At 63.1% G+C, this 17,855-nt stretch carries 15 protein-coding genes; 7 read left to right on the top strand and 8 right to left on the bottom strand.

The features are described 5' to 3' along the window. Positions 1 to 13: 13 nt before the first annotated feature. From A3AC_RS0109865 to A3AC_RS0109850, 3 genes are all read left to right on the top strand, one after another. Positions 14 to 1,513 carry a flavin-containing monooxygenase gene (locus A3AC_RS0109865; RefSeq protein ID WP_025598640.1) on the top strand — a complete coding sequence of 500 codons (1,500 nt, stop codon included), beginning with the start codon at positions 14 to 16 and terminating at the stop codon, positions 1,511 to 1,513. A 58-nt stretch (positions 1,514 to 1,571) separates the two neighbouring features. Continuing rightward, positions 1,572 to 2,588: an alpha/beta fold hydrolase gene (locus A3AC_RS0109860; protein WP_025598638.1), complete on the top strand. Its 1,017-nt coding sequence runs from the start codon at positions 1,572 to 1,574 to the stop codon at positions 2,586 to 2,588. 350 nt (positions 2,589 to 2,938) lie between these two features. Further along, positions 2,939 to 4,342: a methyl-accepting chemotaxis protein gene (locus A3AC_RS0109850; RefSeq protein ID WP_025598637.1), complete on the top strand. Its 1,404-nt coding sequence runs from the start codon at positions 2,939 to 2,941 to the stop codon at positions 4,340 to 4,342. A 31-nt stretch (positions 4,343 to 4,373) separates the two neighbouring features. Here the strand turns inward: A3AC_RS0109850 and A3AC_RS0109845 are convergent, their stop codons facing one another. The 4 genes from A3AC_RS0109845 to A3AC_RS0109830 form a co-directional block, all read right to left on the bottom strand. After that, entirely contained in the window at positions 4,374 to 5,189 is an 816-nt protein-coding gene (locus A3AC_RS0109845; protein ID WP_025598636.1) for an ABC transporter permease subunit, read from the bottom strand. After that, on the bottom strand, positions 5,189 to 6,118 hold the full coding sequence (locus A3AC_RS0109840) for an ABC transporter permease subunit (RefSeq protein ID WP_025598635.1): 930 nt from the start codon (positions 6,116 to 6,118) through the stop codon (positions 5,189 to 5,191). Before A3AC_RS0109840 ends, A3AC_RS0109845 begins: the two co-directional genes overlap by 1 nt. After that, a complete protein-coding gene (locus A3AC_RS0109835) occupies positions 6,115 to 7,281 on the bottom strand; it encodes an ABC transporter ATP-binding protein (RefSeq protein WP_025598634.1) in 1,167 nt (388 codons plus the stop codon). Before A3AC_RS0109835 ends, A3AC_RS0109840 begins: the two co-directional genes overlap by 4 nt. 93 nt (positions 7,282 to 7,374) lie before the next feature. Next, positions 7,375 to 8,475 (bottom strand): polyamine ABC transporter substrate-binding protein, encoded by a 1,101-nt coding sequence (locus tag A3AC_RS0109830; protein ID WP_025598633.1) that lies wholly within the window; start codon positions 8,473 to 8,475, stop codon positions 7,375 to 7,377. Between the two features lie 890 nt (positions 8,476 to 9,365). On the opposite strand from A3AC_RS0109830, the gene A3AC_RS0109820 reads away from it, so the two are divergent. The 3 genes from A3AC_RS0109820 (at position 9,366) to A3AC_RS0109810 (ending at position 12,673) form a co-directional block, all read left to right on the top strand. Beyond that, complete coding sequence (locus A3AC_RS0109820; protein WP_025598632.1) at positions 9,366 to 10,661, top strand: Nramp family divalent metal transporter; 1,296 nt, start codon at positions 9,366 to 9,368, stop codon at positions 10,659 to 10,661. A gap of 300 nt (positions 10,662 to 10,961) precedes the next feature. After that, positions 10,962 to 12,338, top strand: a complete 1,377-nt coding sequence (locus A3AC_RS0109815; protein WP_025598631.1) for a phospholipase A — start codon at positions 10,962 to 10,964, stop codon at positions 12,336 to 12,338. Positions 12,339 to 12,469: 131 nt separating this feature from the next. Next, positions 12,470 to 12,673 (top strand): DUF1289 domain-containing protein, encoded by a 204-nt coding sequence (locus tag A3AC_RS0109810; RefSeq protein ID WP_025598629.1) that lies wholly within the window; start codon positions 12,470 to 12,472, stop codon positions 12,671 to 12,673. 67 nt (positions 12,674 to 12,740) lie between these two features. Here the strand turns inward: A3AC_RS0109810 and A3AC_RS0109805 are convergent, their stop codons facing one another. The 4 genes from A3AC_RS0109805 to A3AC_RS31165 all read right to left on the bottom strand — a co-directional run bounded on the left by A3AC_RS0109805 (position 12,741) and on the right by A3AC_RS31165 (position 16,512). Next, positions 12,741 to 13,397 (bottom strand): OmpW/AlkL family protein, encoded by a 657-nt coding sequence (locus tag A3AC_RS0109805; protein WP_025598627.1) that lies wholly within the window; start codon positions 13,395 to 13,397, stop codon positions 12,741 to 12,743. A gap of 72 nt (positions 13,398 to 13,469) precedes the next feature. Then, positions 13,470 to 14,660 (bottom strand): NAD(P)H-dependent flavin oxidoreductase, encoded by a 1,191-nt coding sequence (locus tag A3AC_RS0109800; protein ID WP_025598625.1) that lies wholly within the window; start codon positions 14,658 to 14,660, stop codon positions 13,470 to 13,472. 129 nt (positions 14,661 to 14,789) lie between these two features. Next, positions 14,790 to 16,214 (bottom strand): aldehyde dehydrogenase family protein, encoded by a 1,425-nt coding sequence (locus A3AC_RS0109795; RefSeq protein ID WP_025598623.1) that lies wholly within the window; start codon positions 16,212 to 16,214, stop codon positions 14,790 to 14,792. A 163-nt stretch (positions 16,215 to 16,377) separates the two neighbouring features. Continuing rightward, positions 16,378 to 16,512, bottom strand: coding sequence for an ABC transporter ATPase (locus A3AC_RS31165; protein WP_025598622.1), 135 nt, complete (start codon positions 16,510 to 16,512; stop codon positions 16,378 to 16,380). Positions 16,513 to 16,545: 33 nt separating this feature from the next. Here A3AC_RS31165 and A3AC_RS0109785 point away from each other — a divergent pair, with 33 nt between their 5' ends. Beyond that, positions 16,546 to 17,496, top strand: a complete 951-nt coding sequence (locus A3AC_RS0109785) for a site-specific integrase (protein ID WP_025598620.1) — start codon at positions 16,546 to 16,548, stop codon at positions 17,494 to 17,496. The last annotated feature ends 359 nt before the right edge of the window (positions 17,497 to 17,855 follow it).

The raw sequence follows: 17,855 nt of genomic DNA, 5'->3' as shown, positions 1-17,855 counted from the left end.
GCCGGAGACCGACGTGACATCCGCTTCATCCGCCGCATTCACACAAGCCATCGCGCCGCGCATTGCGATCGTGGGCAGCGGCTTTTCCGGCATCGGCATGGCTGTGCGGCTGCAAAAAATGGGCATCACGTCGTTCACGATCTACGAAGCCGCCGCGGATATCGGCGGCACGTGGCGCGACAACACCTATCCGGGCGCCGGGTGCGACGTGCCCTCGCATCTCTATTCGTTTTCTTTCGAACCCAACCCCGCGTGGTCGCGCGTGTTCAGCGGCCAGGCGGAGATTCTCGCCTACCTGAAGCATTGCGCGCGCAAATACGGCGTGGACCGTTACGTGCGCTGCAATGCGCGCGTGGTGGCCGCGCGCTTTGACGAAGCGCGTCATGTGTGGAACATCGAACTCGACGCGGGCGGCACGCGCGAGCACATCGAGGCCGACGTGCTGATCGCCGCGAGCGGCGGCCTGTCGCGCCCGGCGATGCCGCGAATCGCGGGAATCGATCGCTTCGAAGGCAAGCTCTTTCATTCCGCGCGCTGGGACCATGGGTATCCGCTCGAGGGCAAGCACGTCGCGGTGATCGGCACCGGCGCGAGCGCGATCCAGTTCGTGCCGGAAATCCAGCCGCACGTCGCGCAACTCTCTCTGTTCCAGCGCACGGCGCCGTGGATCATGCCGAAGCCCGACAAGCGCATCGGCAGGCGTGCGCGCTGGCTTTTCGAGCACCTGCCCTTTACGCAGCGCTTCGTGCGCAGCGCGATCTACTGGAAGCTCGAATTACAGGCCATTGGATTCGTGAGGAATCCGGAATTCATGAAGCGGCCGATGAAGTTGTGCCTCAGCTACCTCGAGCGGCGCGTCAAGGACACGGAGCTGCGCGCGAAGCTCACGCCGAACTATCGCCTCGGCTGCAAGCGGGTGCTGCTGTCGAGCAACTACTATCGCGCGCTCATCGAACCCAACGTGAATGTGATTACGACGGGCATCCGCGAAATCGTCGCGGACGGCATCGTCACGCAGGACGGTGTGCATCGTCGTGTGGATGCGATCATTTGCGGCACGGGCTTTCAGTTCAACGATGTCGGCCCGCCATTCGACGTAACAGGCGTAGGCGGCGCGGACCTCGGTGCGCTGTGGCTGCGCGACGGACCGCAAGCGTATCTCGGTACGAGCATCGCGGACTTCCCGAACTACTTCATGATGGTCGGCCCCAACACGTTTCTCGGCCACAACTCGATGATCTACATGATCGAGTCGCAAGTGCAGTACATCGCCGATTGCCTGCGCGCGCTGCGCCGACGCAACGCTCGCACGATGAACCTGCAGCCCGACGTGCAACGCGACTACAACGCGCGCCTGCAACAGAACATGCGGCGCTCGGTGTGGGCGAGCGGCTGCCATAGCTGGTATCAGACAAGCAGCGGCAAAGTGACCACGCAGTGGCCCGGATTCTCGTTCAACTTTCGCAAACGGACGCGCCGCGCGCGCCCAGGCGACTATCGCTTCCTGCCTTGATGCGTGAGACGGCGAGGTCGGGTTGCAAGTCCGATTCAAATAAAAAGGGAGACGGAAAATGGCAAGCATCGAACCGCAGTCGTCGAATTCATCCGCATCCAGTTGCACCGCTCCGCTGCCGCCCCGCTCGCTCGCCGCCCGCCTCGGGATCACAAGCGTGCCGCGCGACGAATTGCGGCAGCGCTACACCCAAAGCGGCTCGAAGTTCATCGGCATCATGGGCGCCGACGTGCATTATGTGGACGAGGGCAGCGGCGACGTCATCGTGATGATTCATGGGTTTGCATCTTCGCTGCACACCTGGAACCGTGTCGCGGATGAACTGAAGCGCGCATACCGTGTGATCCGTCTCGACCTGCCGCCGTTCGGCGTCACGGGCCCGCTGCGCTCCAGCACAGGCGCGATCGAAACGATGAACCTGCCGACCTACCGGCGTTTCATCGACACCTTTTTGCAGGCACTCGGCATTACGCGCGCGACTTTCATTGGCAATTCGCTCGGCGGGCTGATTTCGTGGGACTACGCGGTACGGCATCGCGAGGCTGTCGAGCGGCTCGTGCTGATCGACTCCGCGGGTTTTCCGATGCGGCTGCCTGTCTACATCGGCCTTTTCAACAGCGCGCTGGTGCGCGCAAGTTCGCCGCGCTGTCTGCCCGAGGCGATCATCAGGAGCGCGGTGCGCAACGTGTACGGCGATCCACGCAAACTCGACGCGCTCACGCTGCGGCGCTACATCGAGTTTTTCCACGGCGAAGGCACGCGCGCTGCGATTGGCAAAATGGTGCCCACGCTCGACTTCGCCGAGCTCGATACCAGCGTGCTGACCACATTGGCAGTCCCGACGCTCGTGTTGTGGGGCGACAAAGACCGCTGGATTCCCACCACGCACGCGGCCGAATTCGCCGGGCGCATTCCAGGCGCGAAGTCGGTGATGTATCCGGGCCTTGGGCACATTCCGATGGAGGAAGCGCCCGAGCGCGTGCTGGCGGATCTGCGCGCTTTTCTCGGCATGGACCGCGAACACGCCGCGGCCCTGCGCTCGCCGGATGAAAACACACGCCGCACGCCAGCGTGATAGTGGGTGGTGGTGCGAATGTCTAACCGCCGCCGCCGAGAAAGCGCAGCAAGCCCCAGAGAAACTGGCAGAGCATGACGAGCAGTTGCCAAAGGTGATAGAGCTGTTGCCAGCCCGAAACGCGCGCGAAGGAATCGATCATCGTTACAGTTGGTGAGGAACAGCGGCGGCGCTGTTGCCGAAGAGCGAAAGTGCCGCGCCGCCGCAGCGCACATGATAACGACTGCGGGATACCCCGTATCAAGTCGGCCGAAAGCCAGCCGTAAACGCATCGAGAAGACGCTGTGTTCTCGCGCGATCAGCGCGTAGGCGGCAGCGTCGCCAGCGTCATCAAGGTCAAGGAGACGTCCATGTCGCGTTTCAGCTTTCGCCGGCCGGCCCGCTCGCAAGGAGTGGTCGGCGATATTGCCGCGCAGGCGGGCAAACTGGGTATCGAAATCTGCGATGTGTCGGGCCACGTCGACGAGGTCGCCGCGCGCGTGCAGCATCAGGCGCAGGTGTGCCGGGCGCTGCGCGAGTCCGCCGCGCAGACGCTCGCGGGCAATCATCGCATAGCGACTGCAGCGCGCGGTATGCGCGATGTATCGGCGCACGCGGCGACCGGCGTGCAGGAGTCGCAACAGACGCTGGAGGCGTCGCTCGCCGACATCCACGGCCTGGTGGAAGGCGTGACGGTGATCGAAAACCAGATCGGCGCTTTGCGCAGCGCGCTTGCGCATGTCAGCCGCGTCTCCGAGGAAATCTCGCTGATCGCGCGGCAAACGCATCTGCTCGCGCTGAATGCCGCGATCGAAGCAGCGCGCGCCGGCGAGTCGGGCCGCAGTTTCGCGGTGGTGGCGGCCGAGGTGAAGAACCTGTCGGCGAAAACCGCGCAGGCGACCGGCCAGATCGAGACCACGCTCGCGCAGCTCACGCAGCAGACCGAGCAGCTGATCAACGAAGGCTCGGTGAATACCGAGCGAGCGCATCGCGTGCGCGAAGGCACGCGCAAGATCGGCGACGTCGTGCATTCGACGGGAGACGCGATCGCGCATCTGAACAACGAGGCGGAACAGATCGCCGCGCTCACCGGCGAGATCGAGACACAGTGCGGCGGACTGGAGGCGCAGGTACTGGAAATGGCGAGCGGCGTCGAAGACTCCAGCGAAAACTTCGTGCAGGCGAAAGATCGGCTCGGCAATCTGCTCGGCGTGTCCGAAACCCTGATCGAACTGACGGCGGCGGCAGGCGTGGAGACGACCGACACACGCTTTATCGAAGCCGTGCAGGACGCGGCCACAGCCGTGAGCAAGGTGTTCGAGGCGGCGGTCGCGCGCGGCGAGATTTCGCTCGACGATCTCTTTGATCAACACTACGTGCCCGTGCAGGGCAGCAATCCTCAGCAATTCATGACGCGCTTTACGGCTTTTACCGATCGCGTCTTGCCGGCGATTCAGGAGCCCTTACTCGATCTCGATCCACGAGTCGCGTTCTGCGCGGCAATCGACGTGCGCGGTTATCTGCCGACGCACAATCTGAAGTTCTCTTTACCTCAGCGCGACGACGTCGTATGGAATATGGCCAATTGCCGGAACCGGCGCATTTTCAATGACCGCACCGGACTTGCGGCTGGCTCGCATACGAAGAAGTTTCTGCTGCAGACCTATCGGCGCGATATGGGCGGCGGCGAGTTTGTGTTGATGAAGGATGCGTCCGCCCCGGTGTTCGTGCAGGGGCGGCATTGGGGCGGCGTGAGGATTGGGTATCGGGTTTAGTTGTTACCTGAACCCTTGGGGCGCGACAAACTTATGCGAGCCCCACCCTCCTCTTTTCCGCGCGCTGCATAAAATAATTGACCGCCACGACGCCAACGGTCACCACCGCGATGAACAAGGTTGCCAACGCATTCATCTCGGGATTCAGCCCCAATCTGACGCGCGAGAAAACCACCAGCGGCAACGTCGTGGAGCCCGGCCCCGACAGGAACGCGGACAAAACCAGATCGTCGATGGAAAGCGTAAAAGACAACAGCCACCCCGACACCAGCGCCTGAGAAATCAACGGCAAGGTAATCGAGAAAAACACCCGCACAGGCGTCGCGCCGAGATCGAGCGCCGCTTCCTCCAGCGAAGGATGCAGTTCCTTCACACGCGACTGCACGATAATCGCCACGTATGAAATGCACAGCATGACGTGCCCGATCCAGATCGTGAAAATGCCGCGCCCCGCCGGCCAGCCGAGCCACTTCGCCATTTCGATGAATAGCAGCAGCAGCGATATGCCCTGAATCACCTCGGGAATCACGAGCGGCGCGTTGATCATGCCGGTGTAAAGCGTGAAGCCGCGAAAACGCCCCATGCGCGCGAGCACGAAACCCGCCCACGTGCCGATAATCACCGACGCAAACGCCGTCAGCACCGCCACTCTCAGCGAGAGCCATGCTGCTGCAATCAGCTCGTCGTCGTGTAGCAAGGCCGCATACCAGCGCGTGGAAAAACGCGTCCATACCGTGACGAGTTGCGATTCGTTGAACGAATAGACGATCAGGCTGATGATCGGCACATACAGAAACAGAAAGCCCAACGCCAATGCGGTGAACTGCAAGAACCGGTTCGGCTTCATCAGCGTCGCTCCTCCATCGCCTTGGCCTGCGCGTACTGGAAAAACGCCATCGGCACCAACAGCAGCAATACCATCGCGCACGTCACAGCCGATGCCATCGGCCAGTCGGCATTATCGAAAAACTCATTCCACATCACGCGGCCGATCATCAGCGTATTCGCGCCGCCAAGCAATTCCGGAATCACGTACTCGCCCACCGCGGGGATGAATACCAGCAGACAACCGGCGATAATGCCGTTCTTCGAAAGTGGCAAGGTGATGTGCCAGAACGCTTTCCACGGCCTCGCGCCGAGGTCGTAAGCGGCTTCCAGCAAGGTCATGTCCATTTTCACGAGATGCGCGTACAACGGCATCACGAGAAACGGCAGGTATGAATACACCATGCCGATATAAACAGCCGTATTCGTGTGATACAGCTCGATTGGCGAATGAATCAGGCCGATCGACATCAGAAAGTTATTCAGCAGCCCGTTGTTTTTCAGAATGCCGATCCACGCGTACACGCGAATCAGGAAAGACGTCCAGAACGGCAGCATGACGGCCATCATCAGCAGATTACGGCGCGCCGGATTCGAGCGCGCGATGTAATACGCCATCGGATAACCGATCAGCAGGCACAGCAGCGTGGAAATCGCCGCCACCACGACGGAATTCACATACGTCGCGAAATAAAGGCTGTCCGTCACGAGAAACGCGTAATGCGACAGATCGAGCTTGATATTGAGCGCGCCGTCGGCGAAATTCGTGAGTTCCGTGTATGGCGGAATGCCGAGCTGCAAATCGGCAAAGCTGATCTTGACGACCAGCAGAAACGGCACCAGAAAAAACAGCAGCAGCCAGACGAAGGGACCGGCCACCACCGCGGTGCGGCCGGTCAGATTGAAGCGCCGCACCGGCCAGTTAAGAACAGCGTTGAACTGGCGCTTCATGACGTCAGCACCACACCGGCCGATGCGCTCCAGCGCACGTACACCTCGTCGCCCCACGTGGGCGGATCGATTTCCGTGAGCGCGAGGCTCGTCACGTTGGCGATCACGGTCTTGCCGCCCTCGAGCTTCACGTGATACAGCGAGTAGCCGCCCATGTACGCGATATTGGAGACCACGCCCTTGCCCCAGTTGAACGCGCCTTCGGGCGGCTTGCGCGTGAGCGCGATGCGCTCCGGCCGCACCGAGATTGTCACCGGCATGCCGAGCGGGCCGGTAATGCCGTGGCTCACATACAGGCGGCAGGTGAGATCCGGCGTTTCGATAAAGACGTGGTCGGGTTCGTCCTCGACAGTATGACCTTCGAACAGATTTGTCGAGCCGATGAATTCCGCCGAGAAACGGCTGTTCGGATACTCGTAGACTTCGTGCGGCGTGCCGAGCTGCACGATCTCGCCTTCGCTCATGACGGCGAGGCGGCTCGCCATGGTCATCGCTTCTTCCTGATCGTGCGTGACCATGATGCAGGTCACGCCGACCTTGTCGAGAATGTTCACGAGTTCGATCTGCGTGCGCTGGCGGATCTGCTTGTCGAGCGCGGACATTGGTTCGTCGAGCAGCAACAGTTTCGGCCGCTTGACCAGCGAACGCGCCAGCGCGACACGCTGCTGCTGGCCGCCGGAGAGCTGATGCGGCTTGCGCTTCGCGAAGCGGGCCATCTGCACGAGTTCGAGCGCGGTCTGCACGCGCTCCTTCAGTTCGGTCTTCGGCACGCCCTCCTGCTTCAGACCGAACGCGACGTTCGACTCCACCGTCATATGCGGAAAGAGCGCATATGACTGGAACATCATGTTGACCGGCCGGCGATACGGCGGCAGTTGCGCCAGATCTTCGCCGTCGATCAGGATCTTGCCCGAGCTCACGCTCTCGAGCCCGGCGAGCATGCGCAGCAACGTCGACTTGCCGCAGCCGGAACTGCCGAGCAGCGCGAACAGCTCGCCCTTCTTCACCGACAGATTGACCCCTTTCACGGCCACGGTCTCGCCAAACTTCTTCACGACGTCGACGACCTGCACGAAATTCCCGGCTGCGTCGTTGATCGCGGCGTTGCCGACGGCGGACGGCCCGGCCGTCCGGTCGAGCGCGCCCGACTGCTCACTACTCATCACAATGCTTTACTCCGGCGTTTGACGAACAAAGCCCCCGGTGAACAACCGAGGGCTTCTTGATGATGCCGACCCGTTCACTGTAGCCGCGGGTCAGCGGCCGGACTTGAACTCGGTCCACAGCCGCGTCTGCAGCCGCTGTACTTCGGCCGGCAGCGGCTTCAACAGGAACAGCGTCTTGATGACTTCAGGCGGCGGGTACACGGCCGGATCGTTCGCGACGTCCTTGTCCACGTATTTGCGCGCTTCGAGGTTCGCGCTCGGGTAGTAAACGGCGTTGGTGATCGCGGCGTGCACTTGCGGCGTTTCGATGTAGTTGATCCACTCGAGCGCGGCTTCCTTGTTCTTCGCGTCCTTCGGAATCGCCATCACGTCGAACCACACCGGCGCACCGCCCTTCGGAATGTAGTACTCGATCTTGTAGGGTTTCTTCGCCTCAATCGCGCGATGCTTCGCAATCACGACGTCGCCCGACCAGCCGTAGGCGAAGCAGACGTCGCCACCGACCAGATCGTTGATATAGCCCGACGAGTTGAACTGCGTGATATACGGACGGATTTTCTTCAGCATGGCGAGCGCGGCGCGGTAGTCGGCCGGGTTCGTGCTCATCGGATCCTTGCCGATGTAATGCAGCGCGGCGGCGAACATCTGGTCCGGCGCGTCGAGCACGGACACGCCGCAGGCCTTCAGCTTCGAAATGTTTTCCGGCTTGAAGAGGATGTCCCAGTTATCGAGCGGCACGTTCTTGCCGAGAATCTGCTGGGCCTTGGTGACGTTGTAGCCGAGCCCGGTCGTGCCGTATGCCCAGGGCACCGTGAACTTGTTGCCCGGATCGGCGCCGGCGACGAGCGCCATCAGCGACGGATCGAGATACTTGAGGTTGGGCAGCTTCGATTTGTCGAGCGGGGCGAAAATGCCCGCGGCGATCTGCTTGCCGGCGTAATTGCTGGTCGGCACGACGATGTCGTAACCCGAATTGCCTGTCAGAAGCTTGGCTTGCAGGGTGTCGTCGCTGTCGTAGTTGTCGTACTTGACCTGGACGCCGGACTGCTTGGTGAAGTTCGGAATGGTGTCCTTGGCGATGTAATCGGACCAGTTATACACGTTGAGCTGTGTATCTTTCGCTGCCGCCGTCAGCCACGGCGCCGCGCACAAGACCAGCGCAGCCACTTGCCCCACTACCCGTCTTTTCATCCCGTTCTCCGATCTGACCGGTCCGAGCCGGCCGTCCTCACGCACGCCGCGACGCAGCGCCGATGCTGCGCTTGCGGCTCCCCTGAAAAACCCGAAAACTACCATCAATTATTGCGCGGTCCAAAAAAAATGCCGCAGTGTCGCGCAAACGGTACAGCGTAAGCCGCGCAGGCGGAAAATGGGCGCAATTTTAGCGGGTTATGGGCGCGTGTCTACCTGAAAAAAACCCCCGGGAAGCAGGACGATGACGGGGCGGTGATGAGCGACGGCGCCGGCTGCCTGGCCGGGGTTCGGGGTTGGCGGTGTGGTTGACTGTGTGTTGGGGTGGGCGAGCCAGGCTGTGCGCTGAACGGTCTGGCTTTGCGCGGGGTTCCCATGCAGGGTCCATTCGCGCTTTGAGCGGGCTTCGAGCAGGATTCAAACAGGGGTCAGGCAGGCCTCGAGAACGCATCAAGCGCGCTTCGAGCAAGCCACAAGCCGACGTCCCAAGCCAACACGATGCCCGGCGACGGAGCACAATAGCTGACAACCGCCCACCGGTGACGGGGGCGCGGGCTCGGTTCCCATGTCGGTCGGTGTCGGTCGGTGTCGGTCGGTGCCGGTCGGTGTCGGTCGGTGTCGGTCGGTGTCGGTGCGGCTCGGTCAGTGTCGGTGCGGCTCGGTCAGCTCGGTCAGCTCGGCCAGCTCGGCCAGCTCCGTCGGCTCCGTCGGCTCCGTCGGCTCGGTCGCTGTCGGCGTGGCTTGGTCGCCCAGCTCGTACCTGGCCGCCCGCCCCCGCCCAGCGAAAACACAGCGCATACCATCTGCCCACGTCCCCGCGACTCACGGCTGCCGCCCCTCCGCCGGGCACAGGCCTTGCGGAATCAGGCAGTCTTTGACCTCAGGCACCCATGAACACCAATCCGTTCGCGCTGCGCCCAAACCGCCGTCGGCGTCTACCCGAAGGAGGACCGGCGCACTGGTTCTCGTTCGTCGGCGCGGGTGCGCTGATCGCCGTCGGCTATATCGATCCCGGCAATTGGGCGACGGCGCTCGGCGCGGGCGCCGGCTACGGCTACAAGCTGCTCGGCATGGTGGTGCTTTCCAGCCTGATGGCGATGCTGCTGCAATGGCTGTCGTCACGGCTCGGCGTCGTGACAGGGCGCGACCTCGCGCAGGTCTGCCGCGAGCGCTCCGGGCCCCGCCGCACGATCTTTCTGTGGCTCACCAGCGAGGTCGCGATCATCGCCTGCGACGTCGCCGAGGTGGTCGGTAGCGCCGTCGCGCTGCAACTGCTGCTGAGCGTCTCGCTGACCGTGGGCGTGCTGATGTCGGCGGTATGCACGTTCGCGCTGCTCGCGCTCCAGCAGAAAGGCGGCCGCAAGCTGGAAGCGGTGATCGCGTCGCTGATCGGTTTCGTCGGTCTGTGCTTCGTGATCGAACTGGCGCTCGCGCGGCCCGACTGGCATGCCGCGCTGGCCGGCACCGCGCCGAGCCCGGCACTGCTGCGCAATGCGGGCATGCTATGGCTCGCGGCGGGCATCGTCGGCGCGACGGTAATGCCGCACAATCTCTATCTGCACTCGTCGCTCGTCAAGCACCATGCGCCCGACAGCAGCGACGCGCAGATCCGGGCCGCGTTGCACGTTGTCAATATCGACACCATCGGCTCGCTTCTCTTTGCTTTCGTGATCAATGCCGCACTGCTGATCGTCGCGGCGGCTGTGTTCTATTCGAGCGGTCACCGCGACGTCACGGATCTCGCGGACGCGCATCGTCTGATCGCGCCGCTCGTCGGCACACGCTGGGCCGGCATTCTGTTCGCAGCGGCACTGCTCGCCTGCGGCCTGAGCGCGACCGTGACGGGCACGCTGGCGGGCCAGGCGGTAATGGAAGGCTTTCTGCAATTGCGGCTGCCGCGCTGGAAGCGCGCGCTGCTCACGCGCGCACTCGCGATCGGACCGGCCCTCGTAGCCGTGACGATGTTCGGCCAGGAAGGCTCGAATCAGTTGCTGGTCGCAAGCCAGGTGGTGCTGAGTCTGCAATTGCCGCTCGCCGTAGTGCCGCTGATCCGCTATGCGTCCGACGCCCGCCTGATGCGCGACTGGCGCGTGCACGGCGTGCCGCTGGTGCTGGCGTGGATGTCCGCAAGTTTCATCATCATGCTCAACGGCGCGCTGCTGTGGCAGGTCGCATTCGGCGATTGAGGCGGCCGGCTCAAGCGACCGCTGCTACGGTTTCGGCTGCGGTTGCAGTGAACTTGTAAATATTCTTTTAGTCTCGAAGTTTGCGCCGCGCGACTGAGCGCTGCTGCGCCGCCACCTGCTGCCGTGATCTACATGGCTGCGCGCGGAGTCGCGGCGGCCATTCTCCGCCACCGAGTTTTGCATCTGCAAGCGTCTCGCCCCCAAGACGGCGAGGCAATGCGATGCGATGCATCGTGCATAACTTCACCCGACACGCGTCGCGCCGTTTGCCTCGCAGCCCTCGCTCCTGGACGATAGCCCATGCCTCTTGCTGCTTTCTGCCTCGCGTTCCTTACCGCTACTTTCGATTGCTTCACCCATCGTACGTCCACGACGCAGCGCCGCCCGCCCGGCTACCGGAACCGGAACCGGAACCGGAACCGCAGCAAGCTCGCACGCGCCGTTGCGGTACTGGCCTTGTGCGCGGTCTCCGGCGAGGCAGCCGCCACGGTCGCCATGCTGCAGCCCGCGCGCATCGCCGCGGCCAATGAGCCGCTGCAGATCACCCTGCTCTATTCCGCCGACGACGCGGTTCCTCTGACCGTCACCGTGCCCCAGACCTTGCGCGTGAATCTGAGCGGCGGCGAGCAATCTCCGCGGCCGCTGGAACTCGCGCGCGAAGCGGGCGTGCCCGACACGCTGCGTCTGCGGCCGGGCCAGTTCCGCAAGGTGCGCTTCACCACGCCCTGGCCGGAATCGGCGCGCGGCGAAGTACGCATCGACCCAGTTGGCTTCGACGCTTCGCCGGCGCTCGTCGTGATCAATCGCGGCCCCGAACAGGATGCGATCGCTCAGGCCGAGCGCAGCGAGAGCAAGGCCAGCACGCCCGCGCAGGCCGCTGCGACGGCGGCCGCGCTCGACGGTCCGTCGGGCGACGCGATCGCGCCGCCCGGAGACTCGTTGTTGACGACCGGACGCGGCGTCCTCGCGCACGTCTCCTATTACGAGCCGATGTATATCGCCGCCGGCCACAACGGCGACACCAATGCGCGGTTGCAGCTGAGCTTCAAGTATCGCCTGCGCATCCCGGACGACCTGCGCTCCAAAGCCTTCACGGACAACCTGTACTTCGCGTACACGCAGACATCGGTATGGGATCTTTCCGCCGACTCGCGGCCGTTCCGCGACACGACATACTCGCCGCAGCTGTTCTACTACGTGCCGGACACCGGCTGGCGCAGTCCGTTCTTTACGCGGATGGGTTTCGCGGCCGGCATTGCGCATGAATCGAACGGCAAGGGAGGAAACGATTCGCGCAGCATCAACATGCCGTTTATCCGCCCGACGTGGGAATTCGGCGATCTGACAGCGAATCATCTGACGGTGTCGCCGAAGATCTACTACTATCTCGGCAAAAAAAACAACCCCGACATTGCGGATTATCGGGGCTATGTGGACCTGCTCGTCAAATACGGCAGCCCGGACGGCTGGCAACTGGCGACCACGCTGCGCAAAGGCACGAAGCACTGGTACGGCAGCGTCGACACGCAATTGACCTATCCGCTCGCGAAGCTGCTCGGCAGCGCGTGGGGCGGCTATCTGTGGATCGGCTATTTCAACGGCTACGGCGAGGACCTGCTCGACTACAACAACCGTCAGCACTGGATGGCGCGGATCGGCTACAGCATTGCGCGATGAAACCGCCGGGCGCGTAGCAGCGCGGCCGGCCTCGCCGCCCGACCCGAGACTCGAGACTCGAGACTCGAGCAGGCTCGCGCCGCGTATCGGTTAACATAGCGGCACTCCGCTTTTCTGCTGCAAGGTTCAAGATGGCTTCCAATCTCCACGCTCTTCCCGACAGCCCATGCATTGGCGTGTGCTCGACACTTTTCGACGAGGTCTGCAAAGGCTGCGGCCGCACGGCCGGCGAGGTGTCGAACTGGGTGTTCCTGAGCGACGAAGAAAAGCGCGCCGTGTGGACGCGCATCGAGCAGGAAGGCACTGCCATGCGCTTTCAGAACGACAAGCTTTGAGCGAATTGCAAGGGCGTCCGCTCGGACACCCCTGCGAAGCCGCTTACTCCATGCGCCGGGTCACTGCTCAGAAGCGCATGCCGACGCCAAGCCCCACCACCACCGGATCGATGCTCACGCGGCCGAGCGCCTGCCCGCCGAGCGATGCGTCCGTGTGCATCCAGATTTTCTTGATGTCCGCATTGACGAACAGCGTCTTTGTCACCTGCACGTCCACGCCTGCCTGCAGCGCCGGACCGAAGCTGTGATTGCGGATCGACACCGGCTGAGCGCCGGCGTGCAGCCCATTGTTGTAGAACAGCGTGTAGTTCATGCCCGCGCCGACATAGGGACGCACGCGCCCGGCGTGATTGAAGTGGTATTGCAGCAGCAACGTGGGCGGCAGGACGTTCACGCCGCCCAACCCGCCGATGCTCGACGTGAGCTGATGGCGCGAAGTGCCGAGAATCAGTTCGACGCCGAGATTGTCGCGAATCATGTAGGTCAGATCGAGCTCCGGCACCGTCGCGTTGTTCACGTCCGTGTTCAGTGTCGACAGCGTTCCCGTCGTCGAGACGCTCGGCATGATGCTGATTGCGCGCAGACGCACCAGCACGTCGCCGGCGTGGATGCCGCTCATCGAGTCTTCGGCGGCAGCATGTGCAGGCGCGCTCAGCGCGGCCCCGCAAAGCAGCGCCGATGCAATTGCGGCGGCCCTGATCGTGTTACTGAGCGAGAGTTTCATTTTTCCCTTCCCCGTTTATTGATGATGTGCGGGGATTGTCGAAGCTTAGGCCGCGCGACAGTTTGACTCGCATCAACCGAGCGAAAACGCCCAACGTCCTGCGACAGCCGGTCGCGCCACGCCGGTCAGCAGCAGTTCGATCAGGTCGTGCACGCTGCGAATCGCCGAGCCGAACGGCAGCGCTTCCTTGCCGCGGAAAAACAGCCCGTTCGCCACGTCGCCGCGCAACGCCGCGGCAAGCCGCGTGTCGATGCAGAAATGTCCGAACTTCTCGACGCCGTCGCGCAAGCCGCATACGCTCAGGCACTCGAGCGCGGTCGGGCACGCATGTCTGAGCGCGCCGACCTTCTCGCGAATACGCGCCTCGTGGCGCAGATAGCGCGTGAGCCACGGCGTTTTCACGGCGCGCGCGGGCAAGCCGGTCACGCTGACGAACTCGACGATGTCTTCCGGCGCGGCCTCAGCCAGAACGCGCTTGAAGTTCGGATGCGCGTCGCCTTCCTCGGTCACGGCGAACGGCGTGCCGAGCTGCACACCGCTCGCGCCTGCGTTCAGCAGCGCGCGCACGGCCTCATGGCTATTGATACCGCCCGCGAGGACCAGCGGCACCTCTTTGCGATCGAGCCCGAGCGAGGCAAACACGGCCTCCAGTTCCTCGAGGATGCGCATGAAGTCAAAGCGCTGATCGTTCATGTCGGCGATGTTCGTGACGCCGAGATGGCCGCCGGCATGCGCCGGATGCTCGATCACCACCGCGTCGGGCAAGCGGCCCTTCTTCATCCACTTCTTCAGCACGAGCGCGACGCCACGGCTGTCCGACAGGATTGGGATCAGCGCAATGTCGTGGCCTTGCGTCATCTCCGGCAGATCAAGCGGCAGGCCTGCGCCCATCACAATGGCGTCGGCGCCGCTTTCGCAGGCGACGCGCACATAATCCGCCTGCGCGCTGACCGCCTTCATCACGTTGACGGCGATCATGCCGCGGCCTTCGCTGAGCTTCTTTGCCGCCTGGATTTCGCGCGCGAGCGCCGTGAGGTTCGCCTGTTCGAGCGTGGCGCGGTCGGGCGACTGCCGGCAGAGTTCGACGAGGTCAGGATGGTGATGGCGCAGGTCGATGCTCGCGATGGTGCCGAGCGCGCCCTCGCGCGCAACGCTGCCGGCGAGACGGTGCGCCGAAATGCCGACGCCCATGCCGCCCTGCACGATCGGCAGTAACGAGCGGCCGCGGATGACTAGCGGAGAGAACGAATGAGAGTGAAGCATGACGTACCCGACGGACGATTATCGAAGCGTGGATAATCGTCCGTCGGGCGCGGCCGGAGTTGCGTCAGATCAAGCTGCGCGCGAATGGGCTCGCCGCATCTGCGTGAAGGTTGACGCCGGTCATCCTTATCAGACTTTGAATTGCATCGACTTGAACTCGAGATATTCCTCGAGGCCATAGACGCCGTTCTCGCGTCCAAAGCCCGATTGCTTGAAGCCGCCGAACGGCGCCGCCATATTCCACGCGCCGCCGTTGATGTCCACCTGGCCCGTGCGCATGCGGCGCGCGACGCCGCGTGCGCGCTCGTCGCTGCCCGCCCACACCGCGCCGCCGAGTCCGTATGGCGAATCGTTGGCAATCCGAATCGCTTCCTCTTCGTCTTTGTAGGTCAGAATGGACAGCACCGGGCCGAAGATTTCCTCTTGCGCGATCGTCGCCTTCGGATGGACGCGGCCGAACACCGTCGGCTTGACGAAGAAGCCTTTCGACACGCCGCCGGGCAGTCCCGCGCCGCCCGTCACCAGTTCGGCACCCTCCTCGATGCCCTTCGCGATGTACTGCTGCACGCGCGCTTGCTGCGCGGCGGACGCGAGCGGTCCGAGACGCGTTTTTTCATCGCGCGGATCGCCAGGGGCATAGCTTTCGGCCGCCTGTTTCGCAAGCGAGCGGGCTTCGTCGTAGCGCGCCTCGGGCACCAGCATGCGCGTGTGCGCGGAGCAGGTCTGCCCCGAGTTCAGAAAGCATGCGCTGACCGTGCCTTTGACGGCGGCGGCGAAATCGGCGTCGTCGAGAATGACGGACGCCGACTTGCCGCCCAGTTCGAGCGCGACACGCTTGATAGTCGCCGACGCCAGCTCGGACACGCGCTTGCCCGCGCGAGTCGAGCCCGTGAACGACACCATATCGACCGATGGATGGCTCGCCAGCACTTCACCGACCACCGGCCCATAACCGCTCACGAGATTGAACACGCCGGCGGGCAGCCCGGCTTCGTGAATCGCCTCGGCCAGCACGAACGCATTGAGCGGCGCGATCTCGGATGGCTTGAGCACTACCGTGCAACCAGCCGCGAGCGCCGCCGCGACCTTCAGCGTGATCTGATTGAGCGGGTAGTTCCACGGCGTGATTGCTGCGACCACGCCGACCGGCTCGCGCACGACGAGCGAATTGCCGACGCGCTTCTCGAACTCGAAGCTCTTTGCGAGTTCCGCGTACGCGCTCCAGTTGTAGACGGGACTGCCCACCTGAATCGCGCGCGCGAGCTTCACCGGCATGCCGACTTCGCCTGCGATCAACCCGGCCAGTTCGTCGGTGCGTGCTTTCAGGTTCGCCGCAATGCGCTCCAGATAATCGCCGCGCTCCGCGGCGGGCGTCGCGGCCCAGCCGTCGAAGGCCACGCGCGCGGCCGCGATTGCGCTTTCGGCGTCGGCCTCGACGCCTTCGGGAATGCGTCCCATGACCTGCTCGGTGCCGGAGTCGATCACGTCGATCGTGCCGGTGCCGCACGGCGCGATCCATTTGCCGTCGATATAGAGTTTGTCGTAGGTCTTCATGATGATCGGCCCCTGCTTCGGATGTTGGTTGTTCTATTCTAACCAGCGTGGGGCAACGGCTCGGGTGCCTCGGGCGCGTGCGAGGCCGGCACCATGAAAAAAGCCCGCCTCGGAGAAGCGGGCTTTGCGTTTCGTGAACCGGATCTGCTCCGGCCAGCGGGCTTTACTGCACGCCCTGGCTCGCCAGAAAGTCCTCGTAATTGCCGCCGAAGTCATTCAGCGTGCCATCCGTCTTCACTTCGATGATGCGGTTGGCCAGGCCGCTCACGAACTCGCGGTCGTGCGAGACGACGCCCATTCATGTTCAAAATCAATCACTTGGAGAACACGAATGGCCTCAATCAGCGTGCGTGGGACAAAATGGCAGGTAAAGATTCGTCGCAAGGGCCAACCGCAACTGTCCGCGACATTCTCGACCGAGAAAGAAGCGATCCGATGGGCGGCGGAACATGAGAAGGCCGACACCGGGCCGACGGTCGGTGATCTCTTCAGGAAATACGTCGCACAGGTGGCTCCGCAACGTAGATCGGGAGAATGGGAGCGGCGGGTTCTGCAACGGATGCTCAGGAAGGAGAAGGCTCTGTGCGCCGTGCCGGTGGCCGCGTTCGGCAAGCCGCATCTTGCGGAATGGCGCGACCGGCGACTGACGGAAGTCCTCGGAAGCACCGTTGGCCGCGAACTCGATGCAATCTCCTCGGTATGCAAGGTGGCTATTGATGAATGGGACATGGGACTGTCTGCGAACCCCGTACGCGGACTGCGTAGACCTAAGCTGCCCTTGCCGCGAGAGGTGCGGCTGCTAGCGGGTGACGACGAGCGATTGATCGAGAAGGCAATCGACTTCAACCGGGAGATAGCTCCGGCCATTATCCTCGCCATCGAGACGGCCATGCGTCAGGGCGAGATAGCGAAGCTGCGATGGGAGAACATCGACTTGGAAGCTCGCACCGCGCTGCTTCCAATGACAAAGAACGGGACGGCTCGAAAAGTGCCGCTTTCGAAACGCGCCGTGGAAGCCCTGGCGTGGTGCTCCCCGCCGCAGAAGGGCCGAGTCTTCAAACTCACGCAATCCGCCATGAAGTATGCGTTCAGCCGCGTGCGGGAGCAGTGCGGGCTAGGAAACCTGCACTTTCATGACTTGCGCCATGAGGCTGCGAGCCGACTATTCGAAAAGGGATTGAACGTGATGGAAGTTGCGACGATCACCGGGCACAAGAATCTGAAGCATCTACAGCGCTACACGCATCTGCGCGCAGAAGACCTCGCCAAGAAGCTCGACTGAGGAGGAAGTCAGCCGTCCGTGTCGTCGGCGTCCGTTTCGTCATCCGGTAATCCACCGGGCGGGACACAGCCACGGCATGGCGGTTCCTGATCCTCTGGCAATTCTTGCGGAAAGCCCATGATGCCCCCGTTAGATACCGACGCGTTCAGTGTACAGCAGGGCTGCTCCGGTCCGATCACGTCAATCTTTCAGTGCACGAACAGCTTGGCAAACTGCACAACGACTGCGGCAAGCCCAGTGCCAAGAGCCAGCCATGCGGATGCTGTCACTAACGGAATCAGCCATCGCTGCTGCCTGTTGGTTCTCTGAACATCTGCCAATACCCGCATTCTCTCGGCTCGAAGTTGAACCAGATCCGC

The organism is Burkholderia sp. WSM2230 (assembly GCF_000472445.1).
GTDB lineage: Bacteria > Pseudomonadota > Gammaproteobacteria > Burkholderiales > Burkholderiaceae > Paraburkholderia.
The sequence above is the reverse complement of the archived record's forward strand: the minus strand, read 5'-3'. Positions and strand labels throughout refer to the sequence as shown.